Here is a 20,703-nt window from a genome sequence, read left to right on the forward strand (position 1 = left end):
TAACAGCATTTCAATCTGAATCTATTTTTCATTTTAAAGTAATTCACTCGAATTCATTAGTTCTTCTTCAAATCGGGAGATTTCAGGTGCCACGAGCTATTTATCCAGTTCTGCTACTTTCTCTGCTTGTATTCTCCGGCTGTGGCAAAGACCCCACTGCTGACCTCGGTAAGCCCGTTCTTGTCTCTGGTACGATTACATTGGATGGAAAACCATCCGCGAATGTGGAAGTCATTTTTCAACGGCTTGATGCAGGCGCACCTGCCGAATTTCGCCAGTATGCAACTGTGTGCGATGCCGAAGGAAAATACAAATTGGAGGGAGTTTATCCAGCTACCTACACAGTCATCGTCAATGAGAAAAAAGACGAAAAAGCAGGGGAAGAGGGGGCGGCCGCTTTAGATACCGGTCCTTACAAAAAATACGGGGTGGACAGCAAATTAGAAGCAAAAGTAACTGAAACCCAAACCACGTTTGATTTTGAATTAAAGTCGAAATGATAAGTGAACTGTTTGTTTGATTCAGTTTTACATAGTCTGAGATTAATTTGTTACAGGTTATTTTCGAAAGTTCTACAATATTAAATTCGCATAAATAATTTTATTCCCTTATTTCAGACGGAGGCATTTTATGAAACGCAAGGCATTTACCTTAATTGAACTTTTGGTTGTGATTGCCATCATAGCCATCTTGATTGCGTTGCTGTTGCCGGCTGTGCAGCAGGCGAGAGAAGCGGCACGCCGCAGTACTTGTAAAAATAACTTGAAGCAAATTGGCTTGGCTCTCGCGAATTATATTGACACGACAATGGGAGTTTTTCCTCGTGCTGTAATTTCAGCAAATGGTCAAGCTTGCTGTTGTCAGAACTATTCGGCAACTGCATTAAATACTACGGGAATTCCACACAGTTACCATACCATGCTTACCATGCTGTTGCCTTATGTTGATCAGGCTAACGTCTACAATCAGATCAACATGAATGTGCGTTATGACGATGCACTGAATGCGACAGCAGTCAAAACGCAAATTCCCGTTTTCATTTGTCCCAGCGACAACCGAACTTCTGATGGCGCTCCGTTTTCAGCTCACAATTATGCAGGTTCCGGATCAACGCATCCTTATGGCTTGTGTGGTTATCATGGTGCTTCCGGAGTCTTTGCTGAGCGGAACGGACAGCTGAATGAGGCTGGTACAGCGCTCACTCACCCTGCAATGAAATTACGACTGATTATTGACGGGACATCCAACACCATTTGTTTTTCTGAAATTGCTCAGAATAAGACAAATATTGACTGTAAAACCGGTGGTTCGAATCAAGCCAAACTCGGCTGGGCCAGGCCTTACGTCGGTAACACCTCTTATACGATTCGATCTGGTTCAACACCAAACGGGTGTAATGGGACATCAAACACTGGTTCCAATTCAGGTATTGCCCGCAGTTATCATGCGGGTGGAGTACACGTGTTGCTGGTTGATGGTTCTGTTCATTTTGTATCTGACAGTGTGGATGGACCGACCTGGCAAAACTTGCACACGTTTAATGATGGTAATGTCGTCAGCATCAATCAATAACAGGTCGTGTTTGTTAGTGGTGACCAATATTTTGTAATGCTGGTTGCCAAATAAAGTCAACTGGAAACTCTGAAAGTGACTTTTTGATTTTCAGAATTAGTATTATGCCCGCCCTTTCCAGGCTTTTAAACGAGCTGGAAAGGGCGGTTTTTTTATTTTGATTATTGCGTTTGATTACGCTGTTGATAACTGATGGTTACTTTCATGATGCGAAACTTCATACTGATCTTTGCTTTGTTCTGGTTACCGTGTGCCTGCCAACGGGGTGCTCCTCCTGTTGAATTGCCGGAGTCCGCACCGCTTACCGGTCCCGAGGTCACTATCCATAAACTGCCTCCCGTCGAGATCCACTTAAAGGAGATTGATCCGGCTGGTTTGAAAGCAGAGATCGAAAAGCATAAGGGAAAAGTCGTACTGGTTGATTTCTGGGCACTCTGGTGTCCGATGTGCCTGGAGTCATTTCATCACTTGAGTGAATGGTATCTGAAGTACTCGGAAGAGGGACTGGTAATCATTACGATCAGCCTTGATGAAGACAGCCCGGAGAGCAGGAAAAAAGTGACTGAGTACCTGCAGAAACAACGGGTCCCTTTTGCGACGTTTATCAGCAGGGAAGGTCCCACCGCAGCTTCCATGCGGGACTTCAAAATTGAAGGTGACGCTTTGCCACACTGCCAGATTTATAATCGTGAAGGAGCACATGTCATCAGTTTAGGTAACTACAATCCCGATCAGATTTACGACGAACCGTCCATCAGCGCTGCTTTGAAAAAACAGTTTTCACAATAGCGGTTTTCGAACGAAAAACGAGGCAGGCTCAAATTCAGGCTGCTGACAAGATAATGGGGTACGGGAAAAGTGATCGCGTGCCCGTGCCACTCTGGATTCTTTTTGACCAGAGATCCAACTGTTGATCGCCTCGATAGCGGATTATTTTTTGTCCGCTGGTTTATTGACGGTGACTGTGATCAGTTTTGACCAGACGGCGAATTTGCTACTACTGGCGGCTGCTTTTGATTCCGTCGATTTTGCAGTGGCAGCTGCTTTTGTCAGAACATTTTCAGCACGGGTGAGTTTCTCGCCCGCCTCTTTTGCGGCTTTGACTGCCGCGTCATAATCTGATTGCGCTTGTTTCAATTTCGCTTCCGATTCAGAGCCGGCTTGTGCCGTATTCTGTCTGGCTTGATCAAGCACGCCCTTTGATTTATCGACGGCCGCTTTTGTCTGATCGATATCCGACTTGATTTGCACGATCAGGTTTTCAATGCGTTTCTGTTCGGCGGCCGCCTGAATGCTGGCGGGCAGGTTATGGCGATAGTCAGTCACGCCAACACCCTGCAGGGCGAATTGATACTGCCCGGGTTCAATTTGAAAATTGCCGTTGGGCCTGAAATCAATGACCAGTGTTCCCTCGGTTTCTTTCTCTGCGATATTGACCGTAGGAGGGCTGCGTAACATGCCGAATAGTTCGTGTGGTTCGATGGTCAAATTCCCGGTTCGTGGTCCATTTTCTGTGACTTTGATGGGGATTTCGAGCTTCTGGTTGAGTTCGACAGTCCAGGCTTTGTTTTCAACAGGCGCTATGATGACAGGCGCTTGTTCTTGTCCATTTACCGCCAGGGGCATGCGCATCGTCAGTCGGGAGCGGACGCGGATCGCATCGGCAAAAACGTGTCCCCAGATCAGTGAAGCAAACTTTGCTTCGCGGACGACCTGCTGATTGTTGAGCTGAGCTTTTCCCACGATTCTGATCTCACCTGCCCAGGTTTTGGCCGAAGGATCTGCCGAAATGACGAGTACGCCGCGATCTGTTTTTCCGCTGAGAGTCAATGGCGCCGCCGAGACTCCCTCCGGTAAATTCTCTGCGGTGATCACAATATCGCCGGTAAATCCATCTTGGCGCGGCGCGACAATCCGGACTCCCCAGTTTGCCCCCTGTCGTAAGAGTGGAGTGACCGAGTAGCCCGTTCGGCCGGAAGGCAGGGGACGTTCCGTTGTGGCGATCAGTTGGAAATCAGGTTTGGGTTCTCGAATCGCCAGGCGATAAAGATCCGCAGAACCCCCTCCGCCAAACTGATTGAGCACCGTGACGGCATAGTCACCATCCTGCTCTGCGACAAACGAAACAGCGGCATCGTTGGAGTTGAGATTAATAGCATCTTTGTTATCAACGCTGAAAAAAGAGGGCAAGTCATCGTTATCAGCGATTTTTTTGCGGGTCTCTGCTCCCTCTTTTGTTCGCGTGATCTGGTGAATTTCCAGAGAGGCGTCAACATTGGAATTCATTCGATCAGCGATCACTTCGACGCAATAGGTCTTGCCTTTTTCTGCATGAAAAAGAAAGACGTCTTCATCATCGGGTGCATCGAATCGTCCGGCAATTTCTGTCGGAATCGAAACCGTTTGTTGATCCAACTCCGATGATTCAATGACAACCGGTCCGGTTGCGAAACCGATTTTGACTGAGTTGGAATTCTCAAGCTGGTAATCAAAGCCATTCAGCAGACCCTGACGGGGAGTTCCGGGCTGGAAGCTGGCGGGGGGGGAGGCAACGTCCGGTAAGGGGATTTCTACTTCGACCGATTCCAGTTTCTGGCCATTTCGATACACGGATTTTCCAAAACTGCCGCCGGGTAAATTTCGTCCATAAACGGTGTATGTGTTTCTCGAGCCCGGTTCCCCGGCAGGTGGGAAAACGAAATCGATATGCGGTTGATCGGAAATACTCAAACGATAAAAGTGTTCCGATCCTCCCCGGTAGAGAATGTCGGAGATCGCCAGATAGAATTCGCTGTCCTGTTTTGGATTGATTTCGATGAACGGATCGCGGCCATACCAGTCTCGGTTACGGGCAATTTCGCGTCCTTTGGAATTATAAACTACGATCTGGCCATCTAGCCGCGAATCAATCCGCTCTGCAGTCAGTTCGATTAAAACCCGCTGACCGGAAGTCGCTTTCAATTTGTACCAGTCGATGCCCTGTGAAGGCACACTGCCTGTGATCACCGAATTCACCTCGACAGGCATTGCCGTTTCCCGAGTTGAGTGGTTTCCGGCTTCGAGGATTTCCCGACTGTTTGAGGCTGCGACAACGAAAGGACGGGCGGTGGACAACCCAAAGTAAGAAACTGCACGTGCCTCGTAGATTCCCGGGGGAACATCCGGCGAAACCGTGACATTGAATTTTGAACCTTGCACACGAGCCTGCGGAAAGAATTCGTCTGCAGGAATCAGAACTGGCTTCGCGGTGATTCCCGGATGCGTAAAGCGGAGTTCTGTAGCATCATCCAGATTTGAGCCAGAGATGCTCAGTTCCACGGTGTTTCCCGCCGGGGCAGAAAACGGCTGGATCCGCAGCAGATCAGCCGTTGGTAACTGAGCAGAAACGGACTGTTGGTAAAGCAAGATCAGCAACGCTGTCAATAAACAACGGGCGCTCAGATTCAGCTGTTTGATCGTCTTCATGTTCAAATCATTCGTTGAATATTAGTGGTTGAATAAAAATTCTTTGGTATTGATCACAACCCAGATAATATCTTCGTAGGCTTCTTTTTCTGCCTGTTCGAGCGACGGCTTTTTGGGATCGGCTGCCGCCAGTTTTCGCTTCTTCTCCAGATGCGCTAAAGCAGTATCGAGTTCCGTCTGTGTTGGCTGTCGGGACAATGTGTGCAGATAAAGTTCGACGATATGCGTACGGTCGTCTTTGGTTTTATCACGCGCCAACTGGATGGCCCGGCCATCAGGAGCCGAGAGGAGTTTCTCCATCGTATCTGAATTAATCAGGTGCAGGCTTTGAGCAAGGTCGGCATTGGCAGTCCGTTCGCATTCGCAGGCGGTATCCATTTGCGGGCGACCAAAAACACGCAGAAAAAACGATTCCACATTGGCCGAGTCATCGGGTAATGCGACAGCACGGGCTCCCACTGGTTGATGGTTGAAGTGATTCTTCGCTCCCGCGGCGTCGTTCATCGCATCCAGCATGATCTCAGCAGAGAGACGACGTGGGTAATAGCGTGCGTAGTTCTGGTCGTCATCCTGATTGCTCTGGTTGGGGAATGAACTGAACTGATAGGTGCGGCTGTTACAAATGGTGCGGCAGAGTTGTTTCAGGTCATAATTCGATTTGATAAATGACCCTGCCAGTTGATCCAGCAATGCCGGGTGTGTTGCCGGATTGGTAACTCGGATATCATCTTCCGGTTCCACCAGCCCTCTGCCGAAAAAGTGTTTCCAATATCGATTGACAAGTATTTTGGCAAAGAAGGGGTTGTTCGGCGAGGTGATCCAATTTGCCAGATCGATTCTCGGATCTCGTTGGGCCGGGATTTCCAGTGGATCTCCGTCGAGTGGCGTTGGTTTCAGCTCCTGGTCGGTATTCGGGTTTTTCGCGACAGCAATGACTCGTTTATGGTAGACGATGTCATCTTCCGGCAGCTTGTAAACTTCTTTGCGACCAATGGTGGTAAAGAAGGCTTGGAATCCGTAGAAATCGTTCTGACTCCATTTTTCATAAGGATGGTGGTGACACTGAGCACACTGGATACGAACTCCCAGAAAAACCTGGGCGATGTCTGACATCTGGTCTTTGGGATCTTGAACGGCCCGGTACCAGGAAACTGCCGGATTCGTGCCCGGTTTGCCTCGCGCTGTGATCAGTTCCGTGACAAATTGATTGTAGGGTTTATTCGTGGAGAGACTGGTTCGAATCCAGGCATGGAATCCGAACGTTTCCCGTGCGACCTGCTCCAGATTTCCCCCCGCTTTGTTGCGCAGGATTCCCGCCCATTTTGCGGCGAATAAATCTGCATATCCCGGACTGTCTAACAAGTCGTCAATGAGTCGAGCGCGTTTCTCTGGAGCTTTATCGGACAAATACGCCTGTGTTTGTTCGAGGGTCGGAAGCCTGCCGGTAATGTCTAACGTCGCGCGTCGCAGAAATGTGGCATCATCGCATTCAGCAGACGGTGGTAACCCTAAAACTTTCAGCTTTGCAAAAACATGCTCATCGATAAAGTTTGACGGCGTGGGCAGATTTGGTGTGGGCCTGCCCAGTGGAATCGTCGCCATGAAAACCGCGACATGTTCCTGAAAACGAACCATTACCGATGTGGTGCCGGTGAAATCTTTGACCTGAACGAGACCATGCTCATCCACTTCGGACATTTTGGGCTGGTTTGGCTTATATTCGGCCACGCGGGTGATATCTTGAGCTGAGCCGTCAGAGAAGAATGCCGTCACAATCAGTTGCTGTGTCGACTGCTGTTGGAGGACTCGGTCCTTGGGGTAGATTTCGATGCGTTTTACGATCGGGTCATTTTCCGGGTCGTAAATCATCCCTTCCTGAATCCAGCGGCTGATCAGATTGAATTCGGGGCCATCCGGTTTAAATCGACTGCCACCGCCGTGCGGTATGCTGCCGGTCGCTTTTTGCAAAAGTAAACTCATTTCCGGTGCTGCCGGATTCACGCGGCGCCCCAGAGATTCTTTTGTGATGTATTCAAAATCATTACGCGGCTCAAAGCCGAGCAGCGAAAGATGAAAATTGTTTTTTCCCGAAGGGGTGCCATGACAGGCGCCGCTATTACAGCCTCCCCGAGTCAATTGAGGAATCACGTCATTATAAAAGTTGACGGGGCGCTGTTTCGCGAATGATGAGACCCGGACAGAGAATGTTGCAGGGGCCGCAGACGTCAACTGTGCAGTGATCGTTGCCGCACCATTCGCCAGTGGAGTGACATAACCCGTTTTGCTGACCCGAACAATTCCCTGAGGCGCAACTTGATAGTTGACTTCCCGCGTCACATCTCGAATGATCCCGGTTTTTTCTTCGAGCGTGACCAGCAACTGCTGCCTTGCGTCCGGGTCACTTAATTCGATGACCTTTGCCTGATTCGGCAGAAATCCCACCAGCTGTGCAGCGTGCGAAACGCCTGGATTCAAAAGAAACAGAACTCCCAGGCAGGAGGTAAGAAACGGGAACGAGTGTATTGATTTCATGGATCTTCCCACTGTTATGCGATCAACAGAATCGCTAATTGAGAATTCAAAGCATCACAATAATATAATGCGATAGGGAACCGAAAGCATCCCCGCTGGTCCCGAAAATCTCTAAATCATCTACCAGGCAGTATTTAACGATGCATTGCCTGGTTTCAATTTTAAATTTCAGAAGATTCTGAAATAGATTGAACTTGTATTTCCATTCTAAACGATGCAATATACATTACAATACGTTGATGTGTACTTGTTGTGAAATACCAAACGAGTTTTTTTTCGATTGGGATGATGAAAATGAGCGGGAATTCCGGAAAAGGCCGCTGTGCTGGCCCGATGAAGCGTCGTACGTTCCTTGAAATCGGTGGCTCAGGCATGCTTGGTCTGGGAATGTGCGATTTGCTACAGCAGCAGGCCCTGGCGAAAGCGATCGGAGATTCCGCAGAAGAGACATCGGTGATTTTTGTCTGGCTTCCGGGCGGTCCGCCTCACATGGAAACCTATGACATGAAACCAGGGGCTCCGGCTGAATATCGGGGCGAGTTCGGCCCGATCCATACGAATGTGCCTGGTCTCGATGTTTGTGAAATGCTTCCCCAACACGCGAAGATCGCCGATAAATTCAATTTGATCCGTTCAATTCACCATGAGTTTGCCGATCATGGTGGTGGGCATAAGCGATTGATGACAGGCCGTGTTCCCGCAACACCCGTCGGAACAATCAATGACGCACCTGCCGTCAGTACGATTGTGAAAAAAATGCTGCAAAAAAACGGCAATGAAATGCCGGTGTGTGTGTCTGAAGTGGATTCCTCGCGTGCTTCGATCGATACCTTTGCGATGGGACCGGCTTATCTCGGACCTTCATCAACTCCCTTCATGGTGGCCGGCGATCCCAGTGATCCGGAATTCAAAGTGCAAAACATCGGAGTCAATGCAACCATGGAGACCCGGTTGGACGACCGGATTGCCATGTTAAATGGAATCGATAAGTTCCGGCGCGACGTCGACAAAAGCGGTTCCATGTCAGCCATGGACAGTTTTAATCGTCAGGCCATCGATATGCTGACGAGCGAGAAAGTGCGGAGTGCATTTGATCTCTCCAAAGAACCAAAAGAAATCCGGGATCGCTACGGCTGGAATGCGTATGGCCAGCGGGCCATTCTGGGACGACGGCTGGTTGAGTCGGGCGTGAGGTTTGTCACGATGGTCTGGGAACATCCATTCCCCGGCAAACCGACACCCAAAACGGCCGCTTACAACTGGGATTCTCATGCCGTCAATGCGCATCTTTTCAAAGATTGTGAATGGCGTTTGCCCCCTTATGATCAGGCTGTCTCGGCACTCATCGAAGATCTCTATCAACGTGGCCTGGACCGCAGGGTGCTGCTGGTCGTGACCGGCGAATTCGGGCGGACTCCCAAAATTACAGTGCAACGTGGAACACAAACAGGCGTGATGCAACCCGGACGAGACCACTGGCCAAAAGCAATGTCTGTCCTGGTTTCCGGCGGTGGGATGCGAACCGGTCAAGTGATCGGAGCGACAAACCCCAAAGGCGAATACCCGGTTGAACGACGACTCACTCCGAATGACCTTTGGGCCACCGTGTATCGACATCTCGGGATTGATCATGAATATGTTTTACATGATCTCCAGGGACGCCCGGTGCCGATCTTACCCTTCGGTAAACCGATTCGTGAGCTTCTGCCAACATCAGTCTGATGAGACTTATCCACCCAACCATAGATATGAGACCCTCCATCCAAAAATGCGAAACTGCCCCTGGACGAAATCCAAGGGCTTTCATACCTCGGTGATTTGATAAAACGGTCTGATCAGAAAGGGGTTTGAGTTGATCAAACCAGACTTCCTGCCTTTTCCCAATACAAGCTTCGTTGTGCGCGATTGATTGATTCGTAGTTAAACTCTTCGTGTTGAAAAATTGCAAGTGATCGCATACGCGAGTACCCGTTGCTCGGAATTTGTGACAACATATTTTCTGAAACGACATGCATGTCAGGCAGTTTTTGAACCGCATGGCCAACTTGACGTTCATTCCGGAATTTATGTAATGTAAAGTTTAGAAAAAGATGCTCCGCTGTATCAAAGCCTCTCTGTGAATTGATTGCTGAAGATTTATCCAACGTCGATTCGACGCCGGAATTCAACCAGAGAGAGAGAGGAGAGTTTATCGTGTGTCACCCGGGCCGATTCAGTCTGTTTGCTCTCAGCTATCTCTTGCTGATTGTGACATCCGCAGCGGCTGAGCTTCCCAATCCTGTTCTGAAATCAGTATTTCCGCCGGGGGGACAAGCGGGTAGCACGATCGAAGTGACAGTGACCGGCACTGGTTTGGACGAAGTTTCACGGTTAATCTGCAGTCGGCCTGATATCTCATCTGAGAAAATTGATCAGCATCGATTCCGCGTCAATATCCCCCAAAGCATACCAGCAGGATCCTATGATGTGCGGGTACTCTGTCGAAACGGATTGAGTTCACCGAGAACGTTCTTTGTTGGCAATCGATCTGATGTGCTCGAAAGTGAACCAAACGAAACGTTTCAGTCTGCGCAAACCACTTCGCTGGACGTTTCGATCAACGGCCGCATCGAAAAAAAGGGGGACATTGATTTATTTCAGTTTTTTGCCAGTCAGGGACAACGCGTCATTATCGAATGTCGGGCAGAACGACTCGATTCGAGTCTGCGTGCGATATTAGAAGTCTACGATGACAAGGGGCGGCGTCTGGCCGTCAATCGAGGTTTTTTTGGGATTGATCCATTGATCAATTTCACGGTGCCCGCAGATGGCAACTATTTCGTGAAGGTGTTTGATCTTGTCTATTCCGGTAGCGCTGATCATTTTTATCGGCTGGATATCGATACCGGCCCTCGCATGTTGTTTACTGTTCCAGCGGCTATCCAGCGCGGGACACCTTCACAGGTTTCGATTTATGGCTGGAACCTGGGAAATCTCAAACAGGAATCAAATCAGGAGATCGCAAGCAGCAAATCGGTCGATCTTGAAAGACGATTATTGGAACTGGGCGATGTAGAGCAGGGGGATCTGCAGCAGGAAAAATGGAAAAATTCCTTATCGGATAACGAATTCGAACGGCTCGATGTAACAATCACACCTCCTGCGGAAAATGATGCCACTCCATTCCCCATTAGGAGGCGCAGTAATCAGGCTGATATGGATGGATTTGCTTTTCATTTCGCGAATTGCCACGCGCCAATATCGATCGGTTTAACGGATGTTCCCGTGATTCGTGAAAACGAAACACACCAGACGCCCGGCACTGCCCAGGAAATACCTTGTCCCTCTGAAATCAGTGGTCAACTTATCGCGGGGGACGAGAGAGACTGGTATGCCATTCAAGTCAGGCGAGGTGAGGTACTCTGGATCGAAGCATTTGGTCAACGGATTAACTCGCCCGTTGATCTCGACGTAAGGCTCTTGAATTCTTCGGCAGAGCAGACTTTGAAACAGTTCAGTGATGAAGTGAAAAATATCGCGGGGAAGAAATTTCCTTCCAGTCATCTTGATCCTGCCGGTAAATGGATTGTACCGGAGGATGGACGGTATTTGATCATGATACAAAATATTCGTGGTGGCCTGGATGATGACCCTCGGCGTGTCTACCGATTCAGCTTAAGGCGCCAGGAACCTGAATTTCACCTGACAGTCGTCTCTCATCAAGCGGAACCCGCTTCTCTTAACGTGAAACGCGGCGGTCGTGCTGTTTTGGATGTGATTGCTTTACGGAAACGAGGGATGACCGACTCCATTCGAGTGAACGCCGATAACCTTCCTCAAGGAATTCGTTGTCCTGAAGTCTGGTTGGGCCCGGGGGAAGATCGGGCATTACTCACGGTGACCGCTGATGAGAATGCATTGCCTTATTGGGGAAATCTCAGTCTCAATGGTTTCTCTATGCAGAGCGGAACGAAAAAAGTTCGCGGCGGAACCGGCGTACGGACAGACCTGCCGAACGGATCAAGTCGGCTCACGACAGAAATCCCTCTGGCAGTGACGGGAGCAGCTCCTTTTCGAATTACCGCGGATGGACATGAAAAACGGAAGCATGATCTGTTTGGTGAGATGAATATTCGGCATGCTCCCGGTTCTGTACTCGATGTGGCGGTTCTCCTTGACCGACGTAAGCTCAGTGATAACGAACCGGTACGACTGATGGGAGTGGGGGTGCCTGACATGATTCAAAATCAGACAGCCACGATCCCTCCAGGGAAAAATAAAGGCTATCTCAGTTTTTATTTACCGCCGTATCTGCCGGTCGGCCAATATACAATCACGGTCCAGGCGCAAGCCGAAGTCGTACAGAAGTCTGGCACAAAGCAGAAAAAGTCTGTTGTTGTCTTTAGTAACCCTGTGACCTTTGAAGTGAAACCGGCCGCTTTTGTCGTCGCCGTCGATTCTGATGCCCCCGGAAAGATTCGACGCGGCGAAACGATCCAGGTGAAATATTCAGCAAAACGGGTGAATGGTTTCATTAATAAAATTCACACCGAACTCGAAGCAGCCGACAAACTTGATGGGCTGCGTGTGCGGGGAGTCACTTTTGTCGGACAAAGTGATCGGGGAACCCTCCAGATTATTGCGAACGATGATGCTCCTTTAGGAAAACTGCCTTTCATACGATTGTCCGCTGTAGGGGTTGTAGAAGAGCAGCCAGTGTATCACGGAAGTTGTTTCCTCGATCTGGAGATTACTGAGTAGTCTTTTAATTAGCGAATCGAAATCACATGTTCCGCTTCAATAAAAAATTGAACTTCACAGAGTGGCATCCATTGGTTGCCTGGCTGATCGTCTGTGTGCTGATGGTCTTGAATGCCGATCTGCAGGCTGCAGAGAACGCGACTCGATTAAAACCAGACCAACCGGAACAGAAGATTTATTTTCTCACGGATGTGGTTCCTGTACTCACCAAGCTGAGTTGCAACAGTGGCGGTTGTCATGGAAAGTCGACCGGCCAGAATGGTTTCAAGATCTCTTTATTGGGATTCGATCCGGAGTTAGATTATGCTGCAATTTCTCTGGAAGCGCGAGGTCGGCGGATCTCTCCTGCAGATCCAGATCGAAGTTTATTACTCTCAAAAGCAATCGGCAGAGTTCCGCACGGAGGTGGCAAGCTGCTGGAATCTGATTCAGAAGATTACAAGGTGCTGCGCGAGTGGATTCGACAGGGGGCACCTGGACCTGATCCTGATGCGCCGGTGCTGTTACGTATTAATTTATCAACACGAGATCAGGTTTTAAAACAAAACTCAAATTTGAAATTACAAGTGGTCGCTCACTTTTCGGATGGAAGTCAGCGTGATGTGTCCCGGCAAGCGGTTTACGAATCCAATTATCCCGAGGTCGCCACTATTGACAAGCAAGGCCTTGTGACGACTCAATCTCGTGGCGGATTGTTTGCCGTGATGGCTCGTTTTGGCGATCAGATCGCCGTGTTTCAAGGCATCGTACCTTACAACTCTTTAGAAGCCGCTCAGCATGAAGCATATCCGTCTCCCCGGGAACTCTCGAAAATTGACCAGCATCTGGTTACGCAATGGAAAAAACTGGGAATCACACCTTCGTCCCCGGCTGACGACGCGACTTTCATCCGTCGCGTAACGCTCGATATCTGTGGCACATTGCCAACCGCTGATGAAGTGACTGCATATCTTTCGGATACAAGCCCAGACAAACGGCAGAGGTTAATCGATCGACTGCTGGAGCGTCCTGAATACGCCAGTTATTTTGCATTGAAATGGGCCGACATATTGCAAAATCGCGGAAGTGGTTATTCCACCAGTAAACAACGGGCGGGCACGATGCTGTTCTCGGCGTGGATTCGCGATTCCCTGTTGTCCAATAAGCCATATGATCGCTTTGTTTCTGAAATTCTGACTGCCACGGGCAGTCAGGCAGAGAACCCGCCGGCAATCTGGTATCGATCAGTCCGTAACACTCCCAATTATGTGGAATCAATCGCCCAGTGTTTTCTGGGAGTCAGAATTCAATGTGCTCAATGCCATCACCATCCAGCGGAACGTTGGAGCGAAAATGATTACTATGCGTTCGCTGCTATTTTTAGCCGCGTGGGGCGCAAGGGGGGATTTGCTGATGCGGAAGTGCCCACGAATGAAATCATTTACCTCAAAAACGAAGGTGAAGTCCGAAATCCGCGAACCCGGAAACTGATGCAACCCCGTCCGCTGGGGGGACCTGACTTCGCAATTTCCCGTTTCGACGATCCGCGCCAGAGCCTGGCGAAATGGATGATAAGTCCGGAAAATCCGTTTTTTGCCCGCACGATGGTGAATCGAATGTGGGGCCACTTTTTCGGTCGTGGAATTATTCATCCGATTGATGATGCACGCAGCACCAACCCGCCCACAAATCCGGAATTGATCGAAGAATTGGCCTACGATTTTTCTGCTAATGGCTACGACGTGAAAAGATTGATTCGAGTCATAACAAACTCCTCTGCTTACCAGCTTAGTTCCGTTCCCAATCAGACGAACCAGGAGGATACACAGTGCTTTGCCCGCTATTATCCGAAACGAATTTCTGCTGAGGTTCTTCTCGATGGCATCAGTCAGGTTTTGGATGTTCCGACCATCTTTCCAGGTGGACCGGGGCAATTCCCCGAGGGAATGCGGGCTGTGAATTTGCCTGACGAGAATGTGCGTTTGAATTTTCTGGACGCGTTTGGGCGCCCGTCTCGTACTTCTGCATGCGAATGCGAACGGACAGATGCCCCCGCTTTGTCACAAGCTCTCGAACTGGTCAATTCAAATGAGATCCAGCGGAAAATGACGGAGAAAAACGGGTATGTCGAAAGACTTGGGACAAATACGAAATCGCATTCAGAAAATGTACGCTCTATTTTTCTGCGGACGTTTTCGCGAAATCCCCGTGCGGCAGAAGAAAAAATGGCCGTTGAATATCTGAATTCCGAAAAAAGCCGACAGGAGGGATACCGTTCGCTGTTGTGGGCACTCCTGGCCACGAATGAGTTTATGATGAATCATTGAACGCAGTGACTGGTAAATCAAATATCAACAGACTTTGGAGACCGAGTTTATGTTATCCGTTTCAGGAACACGAAACTCCGATAGTGACGGATTCAACCGTCGTCATTTCCTGCAGCTTGGAGCGCCTGTTTTGGGGCTGGGGCTTGCTGATTTGCTGAAAATACGCGCATCGGCTAAAGAAACGGTCCGCAACAAAACGAATAAGTCTTTGATTGTGTTCTGGACACATGGCGGGATGAGCCAGCAGGACACGTACGATATGAAACCAAACGCGCCCGCGGAATATCGCGGCATGTATCGCCCGATTGCGACTTCCGTTTCTGATATTCACGTGACAGAACGATTTCCAATGCAGGCGAAAGTCATGCAGCATATTTCGCAAGTCAGGTCGGTCCATCATGAAAATGGTATTCACGCACCTTCTGCGCACTGGATGCAAACAGGTTATTTTGGGCCTACTTTGGCACGCAACGCGCCACAGAAACCGTCCTTTGGCTCCGTGATCGCGCGAACTTTAGGCGCCCACGCCGAGCATATGCCGCCTTATGTGACGATCCCCAAGTCTGAAGCCTTTGGTTATCAGGGGGCCGTTTATCTGGGAAAATCGTATAACCCGTTTGAAGTCGGCACGGATCCCAATTCCAAAAACTTCAAAATCCCCAATCTGGCTCTGCCAGAAGGATTGACTTTGAAAAGTGTCGAATCGCGACGTGAACTGCTTAAAAAGTTTGACACCCTGAACCGCGATGTCGACAAATCAGGAGTGATCGAAGGTCTGGACTCTTTCAAGACACAAGCATTAGAAATGGTTACCGGCGAACGTGTTCGCAAAGCCTTCGATTTGAGCAGTGAGGACACCAGACTCCGGGATCAGTATGGACGTCACAAATACGGCCAAAGTGCGCTCCTGGCCAGACGACTCGTCGAAGCAGGGAGTAGCTGTGTGACCATCAACACCGGATACTGGGATCACCATGATGCGATTGAAAAAGGTCTCGAGGAACAATTGCCCCCTTTAGATCGTGCGATTGCCACACTGATTCAGGATCTTGATCAGCGTGGCATGCTGCAGGATGTGCTGATTTTTTGTGCTGGTGAATTTGGTCGCACTCCGATGATCAATGGCCACGCCGGGAGGGATCACTGGTCGAATTGCTTTACAGTGATGTTTGCCGGAGGCGGTATTGCGGGAGGGCGCGTCGTCGGAGCCAGTGAAAAATTTGGTGGTGGAGTGGTAGAACGCAAAACGACTCCGATGGATCTGCTGGCAACCATCTATCAAAAGCTGGGAATCCCTCTGGATACGCACTTCAACGATGCTTCCGGACGCCCCACAAGCATCATCGATACAGGTCAACCCATTCGCGAGTTGTCTTGACCGATGGCACGCTCTCAATCGGGGAAGACGGCAATTACCAGTTTGCCGCCATCACTTCACGATATCCTTTACCACTGTTCCATGTACGTCGGTGAGACGATAGTCACGACCCTGGAAACGGTAGGTGAGACGTTCGTGGTTGATGCCGAGGCAGTGCAGGATCGTGGCGTGAAAGTCATGAACATGCACCGGATTCTCTGTGATGTTGTAGCAGTAATCGTCGGTTCGCCCGTAGGTGAGGCCGGGCTTGATGCCGCCCCCCGCCATCCAGAGGGAAAAACAACGTGGGTGATGATCTCGGCCAAACGCCTTGGGATTGCCTTGTGAATAAACGGTGCGACCAAACTCCCCTCCCCAGATCACGAGTGTTTCGTCCAGCATCCCGCGTTGTTTTAAATCAGCAATGAGCGCGGCAGAACCTTGATCGGTCTGCTTAGCCAGTGTCGGCAGATGCTGCTGAACGTTGCTATGATGATCCCAGCCACGGTGAAATACTTGAATGAAACGTACGCCACGTTCGGCCAGTCTTCGCGCGAGCAGACAGTTTGCCGCGTGTGTACCGGGTTCCTTCACATCGTCGCCATACAGTTTGAGGGTGCTGGCCGACTCATTCGAAATATCAGCCAGTTCCGGCACCGATGTCTGCATGCGGTACGCCATTTCATATTGGGCGATCCGTGCGGTGATTTCCGGATCGCCAATTTCCTGCTCACGCATCTGGTTGAGTTTTGACAGACGGTCCAGCATCATCCGACGATTCGCGTCACTGCCGCCGGCCGGATCGCTCAGGTATAAAACCGGATCACCCTGGCTACGGAATTTTACCCCCTGATACTTCGACGATAAAAAACCGCTCCCCCACAATCGATCGTACAGCGGTTGAGCCTGGTTGAACGAATTTTTGCTGAGCAGCACAACAAACGAAGGCAGGTTTTCAGTCTCGCTGCCCAGTCCGTAGCTGAGCCACGCCCCGATACTTGGACGCCCCGGTTGCTGATGCCCCGACTGAAAGAAGGTGATCGCCGGGTCATGATTGATCGCTTCTGTATGCATGGAATTGATGACGCAAATGTCATCAGCCACTTTCCCCATATGTGGTAACAGATCGCTCAGCCACGTTCCCGATTCTCCGTGCTGCTGGAACTTCCACGGTGATTTGACAACGGGGAACTGCTTCTGTCCCGCGGTCATCCCCGTCAGTCTCTGTCCCTTACGCACGGTGTCGGGTAACTCAGTCATGTGCAGTTTCTCCAGCGACGGCTTAAAATCGAGCAAGTCGACCTGAGAAGGCGCGCCGGACTGCAGCAGGTAGATGACTCGTTTGGCTTTGGGAGCAAAGTGAGGAATGCCCGGCAGTCCGCCGACACGTGATGCATCGCTGGCTGTTTCTTTAGAAAACAGGTCGCGATTCAGCAACGAGGCGAGCGCCACCACACCAATGCCGGTACTCGAGCGGCCGAAGAATTGACGCCGGTTTTGATGTATTTGCATTTCAGATAAGGGATGGGGCATGATCTTATTCCTTCGTAATCGCTTCGTCCAAATTCAGGAATACGCGCGCAAGACTGGTGCAGGCGGCCAGCTCGGCCTGATTGAGACTTTTATTAAATGCGGAATCTCCCACCTGCAGCAGTTTCTGTGCTGCATTCTGAGCGTTGGTGTAATGCTTCAGGTCCGTGTCATAAGCTTCGCGAAACACTGCCAGTTCAGCGGTGCTGGGATTTCGCGCGGTGACCAGTCGAAAACCGTACGTAATCTGTTCGTCAACAGTCGAGCCCCCTTCGGTCAGCATCCGCTCTGCCAGCTTCCTGGCTGCTTCGACAAATTGCGGACCGTTCAATAGCAACAACGCCTGCAACGGCGTGTTGGTCCGTGAGCGGCGAATCGTACAGAATTCACGTTCCGGAGCGTCAAGCGTTTTCAACATTGGAGACGGTACCGTTCGCTTCCAGAATGTGTAGAGACTCCGTCGGTAGAGATCGTTGCCGCTGCCTTGTGGATATGCCTTTGAGTAATTAGGCCGGTTGTTCAATTCGAGCCACAGTCCTTTCGGCTGATACGGGTAGACGCTTTTACCACCCTGTTGCTGCACCAGCGAGCCGCCGACCGCTAATGTGGCGTCGCGAATTTGTTCGGCATCCAGCCGCATCCGCGGGCCTCGAGCGAGCAGTCGATTTTCAGGGTCTTTTCGATAGGCGTCGGCACCAACGTGGGAAGTCTGTCGATAGGTCGCCGAGTTGACGATCAACCGCTGCATGTGTTTGATATCCCAACCGCTGCGAATAAACTCCAATGCCAACCAGTCCAGCAGTTCCGGATGGCTGGGTAATTCTCCCTGCACTCCAAAATCTTCGGACGTTTTTACCAGTCCCAACCCAAAGAGTCGTTGCCAGTATCGATTCACGGCAACACGTGCTGTAAGCGGATGGCCGGGGTCAACCAGCCAGTTCGCGAAACCCAGGCGGTTTTTCGCTGCCGTTTTCGGCATCGCCGGAAAGATCGCGGGCACATCGGGCGAGACCTGTTCGCGTGGTTCATTGTATTGTCCGCGATCGAGGAGATAAGTCGCTCGTGGCTGGGCCATATCCTGCATGATCATGGTCTCGGGAATCGCTGCCACCTTTTGCTTTTCGAGTTCAGCGACGCGTTGTTCCAGTGCCTGCTGTGGATTATGATGAGCGAGGAAATATTCCTGCAGTTGTTTTTGCTCATTGGTCGTTCGCTGGTCTCGTTCCTTGCCTGCAATCTGACGTATGTCGGCGGGAATGCCATGTAACTCGAGAGTTTCAGGAGTATCGTCGGTAATCGAAAGTCGCGGTCGTCCCACACCGTGCGTTGAAAAACCGGCCTCGTGACGCAGGCGAAACTGTAACTCCGTGCCCCCTTCGAAGCCAAAAGGCGAGGACGCGATGAACAGGGCGGTCGCGGGAAGTTTGCGAGTGGGACCATCCACGGCCCAGCCGTTGTTACCGGTTTGATTGCCATCAATGGCTTTGTCAATTTCATAATTGGCTTGTGAATAGTCGGCGATGGCGCGGATGAATTTGATTGTTTGCTGTTTGGACGGATCTGCCGTTGAAACCGCCGTCAGTTCAAACTCACTCAGAACGAAGTTGGAATTGCTATGCCGTCCTGGTCCACTGCCTGGAAGCGACTCATGTGTGAGTGCCTCCAACCGGACTGCCGTCAGATTTGTGGCATCAGTTTTTGAGACGATCTCGTAGACATCCTTTTGAGGATTGGCCCCGCTGGCCAGCAGGGAATTGTCTGCGAGTTTCGTGAGCGTTGTTCCGCCGGACGATTTCATCGTGAGCGGTTCAACCACCGTCCAGCCGCTGACGGCCTGCCCGGAGATGTTCTTTGACCATAGATTTAATTGCTCATCGATCTCGGCGGGTTTCTGCAGCTCTGCTTTCAATCGAGCCAGTTCCACGTCGAAGACTTTCTGTGAATCTGAGGCAAGTGGCGAAGGGATACGCTGTTTGGGAGCAAAACCCTGCATGCCTCGCTCGGGTACCTGATTGAAGAAGGCATAAAGCTGGTAGAATTCCTTTTGAGAGATCGGATCGAATTTATGTTCGTGACAGCGGGCGCAACCGATGGTGAGTGCGAGCCAGACATCGCCGGTGGTCACCAGCCGGTCCATCACGTATTCAGTGCGATACTCTTCATCGATGATGCCACCTTCGATGGTGATGCCGTGATTTCGATTGAAACCGGTTGCCAGTCGTTGCTGGTCAGTGGCGGCTGGTAGCAGGTCACCGGCAAGTTGCTCAATCGTGAATTCGTTGAACGGTTTGTTGCTGTTATAGGCGTTGATGACCCAGTCGCGCCAGATCCATTGTTCGCGTTCGGTATCATATTGATAGCCGTTACTGTCTGCATAACGAGCCAGATCGAGCCAGTGCCGCGCCATATGTTCGCCGTAGGCTGGCGAGGCAAGATAACGATCAACCATCTGTTCGTACGCGTGGGGAGATTGATCGGAAAGGAACAGGTCGATTTCCTTCAGCGTTGGTGGCAGGCCGGTCAAATCAAAGGCTACGCGTCGGATTAACGTTTCACGATTTGCTTCGCGGGCCGGTTTTATCCCAACACGTTCCAATCGCGCCAATACGAAGTGATCGATCTCATTCTTCGGCCAGGCAGAGTTCAGCGTCTTCGGTATCGCTGGTTGTTTTGGTGGAATGAAGGCCCAGTGTGGTTGGAATTCCGCACCTTGCATGATCCACGTTTTGAGAGTTGCAATCTGATCAGCATTCAGCGGCTTCGGTCCTTTAACCGGAGGCATACGCTCGTTTTCATCTTCGGTAGTGATGCGACGGATCAATTCGCTGACCTGCACGTTACCGGGAGTGACTGCCCGTTTGCCGGAATCTGCTTTGCCCGTGGTTGATTCTCGCTGATCCAAACGCAAACCTGCTTCACGCGTCGCTGAATCCGGTCCATGGCAGGCATAACAATGATTGGAGAGAATCGGCAACACGTCGCGATTGAATTCGACTTTTTCCTCCGCTGCAGCAACGCAGGTCAAGAACGTTGCCGTCAAAGCGATCATAATGATTCTGATTACGTTCACGATAGATACCCTCTGAGCAGCATTAAAAGCCAAAGTTGGCTTGATCTATGAATCGGAACTCTTGATCCCAATATATCAGGGCGTTTATGAAGATGGTAGAGAAAGTCGAATGCATTCATTCAGGTCGGAAA

Annotated in this window: 11 protein-coding genes; 7 read left to right on the plus strand and 4 right to left on the minus strand. The window is 50.4% G+C overall.

All coding sequences use genetic code 11. The features are described 5' to 3' along the window. The 3 genes from Q0294_RS14490 to Q0294_RS14500 form a co-directional block, all read left to right on the plus strand. Window positions 1-500, plus strand: a 500-nt coding sequence (locus Q0294_RS14490) for a carboxypeptidase-like regulatory domain-containing protein (protein ID WP_299466790.1), incomplete at its 5' end; no start/stop codon positions are given. Window positions 501-630: 130 nt separating this feature from the next. Further along, complete coding sequence (locus Q0294_RS14495) at window positions 631-1,572, plus strand: DUF1559 domain-containing protein (RefSeq protein ID WP_299466793.1); 942 nt, start codon at window positions 631-633, stop codon at window positions 1,570-1,572. A gap of 204 nt (window positions 1,573-1,776) precedes the next feature. Beyond that, a complete protein-coding gene (locus Q0294_RS14500) occupies window positions 1,777-2,361 on the plus strand; it encodes a redoxin family protein (RefSeq protein ID WP_299466796.1) in 585 nt (194 codons plus the stop codon). Window positions 2,362-2,502: 141 nt separating this feature from the next. Here Q0294_RS14500 and Q0294_RS14505 read toward each other — a convergent pair whose 3' ends face one another. Beyond that, window positions 2,503-5,037 carry a hypothetical protein gene (locus Q0294_RS14505; protein ID WP_299466799.1) on the minus strand — a complete coding sequence of 845 codons (2,535 nt, stop codon included), beginning with the start codon at window positions 5,035-5,037 and terminating at the stop codon, window positions 2,503-2,505. Between the two features lie 21 nt (window positions 5,038-5,058). Then, a complete protein-coding gene (locus Q0294_RS14510; RefSeq protein ID WP_299466801.1) occupies window positions 5,059-7,569 on the minus strand; it encodes a DUF1549 and DUF1553 domain-containing protein in 2,511 nt (836 codons plus the stop codon). Window positions 7,570-7,863: 294 nt separating this feature from the next. Here Q0294_RS14510 and Q0294_RS14515 point away from each other — a divergent pair, with 294 nt between their 5' ends. The 4 genes from Q0294_RS14515 (at window position 7,864) to Q0294_RS14530 (ending at window position 15,993) form a co-directional block, all read left to right on the plus strand. Then, complete coding sequence (locus Q0294_RS14515) at window positions 7,864-9,291, plus strand: DUF1501 domain-containing protein (protein ID WP_299466804.1); 1,428 nt, start codon at window positions 7,864-7,866, stop codon at window positions 9,289-9,291. A gap of 471 nt (window positions 9,292-9,762) precedes the next feature. Continuing rightward, window positions 9,763-12,309, plus strand: a complete 2,547-nt coding sequence (locus Q0294_RS14520) for a PPC domain-containing protein (protein ID WP_299466809.1) — start codon at window positions 9,763-9,765, stop codon at window positions 12,307-12,309. Window positions 12,310-12,335: 26 nt separating this feature from the next. After that, window positions 12,336-14,615 carry a DUF1549 and DUF1553 domain-containing protein gene (locus Q0294_RS14525; protein WP_299466812.1) on the plus strand — a complete coding sequence of 760 codons (2,280 nt, stop codon included), beginning with the start codon at window positions 12,336-12,338 and terminating at the stop codon, window positions 14,613-14,615. A gap of 49 nt (window positions 14,616-14,664) precedes the next feature. Further along, on the plus strand, window positions 14,665-15,993 hold the full coding sequence (locus Q0294_RS14530; RefSeq protein WP_299466815.1) for a DUF1501 domain-containing protein: 1,329 nt from the start codon (window positions 14,665-14,667) through the stop codon (window positions 15,991-15,993). Between the two features lie 51 nt (window positions 15,994-16,044). On the opposite strand, the gene Q0294_RS14535 is transcribed toward Q0294_RS14530, so the two are convergent. Further along, window positions 16,045-17,505 (minus strand): DUF1501 domain-containing protein, encoded by a 1,461-nt coding sequence (locus Q0294_RS14535; RefSeq protein ID WP_299466818.1) that lies wholly within the window; start codon window positions 17,503-17,505, stop codon window positions 16,045-16,047. A gap of 4 nt (window positions 17,506-17,509) precedes the next feature. Beyond that, window positions 17,510-20,572 carry a PSD1 and planctomycete cytochrome C domain-containing protein gene (locus Q0294_RS14540; protein ID WP_299466820.1) on the minus strand — a complete coding sequence of 1,021 codons (3,063 nt, stop codon included), beginning with the start codon at window positions 20,570-20,572 and terminating at the stop codon, window positions 17,510-17,512. Between the last annotated feature and the right edge of the window lie 131 nt (window positions 20,573-20,703).

It is taken from the genome of uncultured Gimesia sp. (assembly GCF_937919775.1).
Classification (GTDB): domain Bacteria; phylum Planctomycetota; class Planctomycetia; order Planctomycetales; family Planctomycetaceae; genus Gimesia.